This window comes from Roseicyclus sp., from assembly GCF_052168335.1.
Classification (GTDB): domain Bacteria; phylum Pseudomonadota; class Alphaproteobacteria; order Rhodobacterales; family Rhodobacteraceae; genus Roseibacterium.
This window is the reverse complement of sequence record NZ_JBQLZP010000595.1, coordinates 1-2,309: the sequence shown is the minus strand read 5'-3', so window position 1 is coordinate 2,309 and position 2,309 is coordinate 1. Positions and strand designations below refer to the sequence as shown.

General features: G+C 75.1%; 2 pseudogenes. Both read right to left on the bottom strand.

Annotated features, from left to right (window positions below):
- Positions 1 to 706 (bottom strand): annotated as a pseudogene (locus ACTS11_RS18230) (hypothetical protein); the annotation flags it as partial.
- A 504-nt stretch (positions 707 to 1,210) separates the two neighbouring features.
- Positions 1,211 to 2,309: pseudogene (locus ACTS11_RS18225) on the bottom strand (glycosyltransferase family 2 protein); the annotation flags it as partial.

Here is a 2,309-nt window from a genome sequence, read left to right as displayed (position 1 = left end):
AGACCGCCGCGATCTTCGCGCGCCGTCCCATCAGCGTGGCCGCGGCGCGGAGGTTGCGCGCGGCGGTGGCGAGGTTCGCGACCGCCTGCCCCCGGGCCAGCTCCGCAGCGGTGGGCGAGGCGTCGGTCTCGGCCCGCGCGACGAAGAGGGGCAGGGGCGCGAAGGCCTCCATCCGCCAGTCGAGCAGCGTCTCGGCCACCAGCGCCTCGTGCGTGCATTCCCGCAGGGGCTCCAGCCGGTCCGTTTCCGGCGCGGCCTCGATCCCGGCCATGCCGACCGCGCCGATGTCGTCGGCGGGGGCGACGACGTGGTGCGGGTAGGCCGAGGGACCGGGGCTCGCCAGCGCCGCGCGCGGCCCCCCGAGCGCCAGAAGGCCCATCACCGCCCCCGGCCCGTCGCCGAGGATCGCGCCGCCCTTGCGGTGGCGCAGGAAGCCGCGGGTGCCCTGCCGCCCGTCGAGCCGCGCGGTGAAGCGGAGCCAGTCGCCCTCGGCGCGGATGTCCCAGGCGTCGATATCCTCGAGATGGGTCTCCGTCGCGGCGGGCGGCGTCGCGGGGGCCGTCCCGAGGCGGAGCGCGATGTCCTCGATCACCCGGTCCGACAGCCGCATCACGAGGCCGGTGGGATCGTAGCGGATCACGTCGCCGTTGGGCGCGCGCACCACGACGCCATGCCCCGGCCTCTCCTGTCCCCTGTCCTCGGTCACGCCCGCTCCCCTGTTTTCCGCAGAGGTTAGCCGCCCGCCCGCCCCGGGCCAAGGCCGGACGTCACGCGTCCCTCCGGGCGATTTGCGGCGTCCCGCCCGCGGCGATCGTCCCGGGTCAAGGCGGCGGCGATCGTCCCGGCGAAACGCGCGACCTTCTCGAAGGGCAGGAGGATGGGGCAAGGGGCGGAGCCGCTTGGGTCTCCCGCCGATTTGAAGCGCCCCGCACGCCGGGTGCCGTGCCACCGTGGCGGGACGCTTCGGTGGCGAGGTCCGGCGTCATGCCCTAGGCGACGTGCACGCGCCGGGCCCCGGTCGCGCAGGGTGGGAACCGGTGGAAAAAGTGCGGGGGCCCGAGGTCAGGGATCCCTCGGGTCGAATTGCCGCGTGCCGGGCCGCCGCGCCCGCTTCGGTGACGAGGTCCGGCGTCATGACCTTGGCGAGGCGCACGCGCCGGGTCCCGGTCGCGCAGGGTGGCAACCTGTGGCGCAGGGCGGGGGTCGGAGGTCAGCCCTCCCTCCGGTCGAACTGCAGCGTGCCGCCCGCGGCGCGGGCTTCATCCTCGACGAAGCCGGCATGGGCGAGGGCGGGGCCGTAGTCGACGCGCAGCCGCGCGGCCTGTGCCTCGGTCGCGAAGGGCAGGAGGATGCGCGATACCGGCGCGAGGTCCAGCGCCGCGATGGTGTCGGGCGGCAGCGCGGCGGGCCGGGCGAGGCGGAGCGCCGTGGGGCGGAACGCTTCGAGCAGTGTCGCGGCGTCCGTGTCCGAGACCTCCAGCCGCGCGCCCGCCTCCCCGGCCCGGGCCGCCACCTCCCGCGCCTGCGCGCGCAGCGCCGGGCGCCCCTCCTGCGCCATGGCGGCGAGGTCGGGCATGAGCGACAGCGCGCGGAGCGGGAGGAAGCCGAGGCCCGCGCCCACCTCCAGCAACCGCGTGTGCCCGTCAAGATAGGCGGCGATGTTGCGCGCATGGCGCCGCTCGAACCGGCCGGTGACGACCGCGTTCAGCGCCTCGGCGGCGAAGATGCGCGGATCGGCGGGGAGCGGGATGCCGTGATTCTCCGTCCAGTCGACGGCAAGCGGCGCGGAGAGGTCGATCCCGCCCGGCAGGTAGGGATCGCCGTCCTCGGTCGCCCAGCCGGGCGGAGGCGGGCTGCGGCGCTCCGCTTTCGGGCGCTCGGACGCCTTCCGCTCCACCCGGCTCATCAGCGCCGCGATCTTTCCGGGGTCGCGCGCCTGCGGGGGCTTCGCCTCGACCTTCGTGATCGGCACGCGCGACGCCTCGAGAAGCGCGTCACGCAGGGCGGCGAACTCGGGCGTCTTGCGGAAGTCCGCGAGCCGCGCCTCGACCCGCCCGAGCGCCGCCTCGTGCAGCGCCGACAGCACCGGATCGGCCAGCAGCGTCTCCATGATGCGCGCGCGCTCGGGGGCGTGGCGCAGGATGGCGCGGTCCTCGACCTCGTTGCGGTCCTGCAGCGCCCAGTAGTCGGCGTTGTACTTGTCCTTCTTGTTGTTCACGTTGCCGCGGAACTTGCGCACGGCGTAGGCCTCGACCGACTTCACGGCGTAGTGGTTCATCTGCGCCCAGTCGTAGCCGACCGTGCGCCGG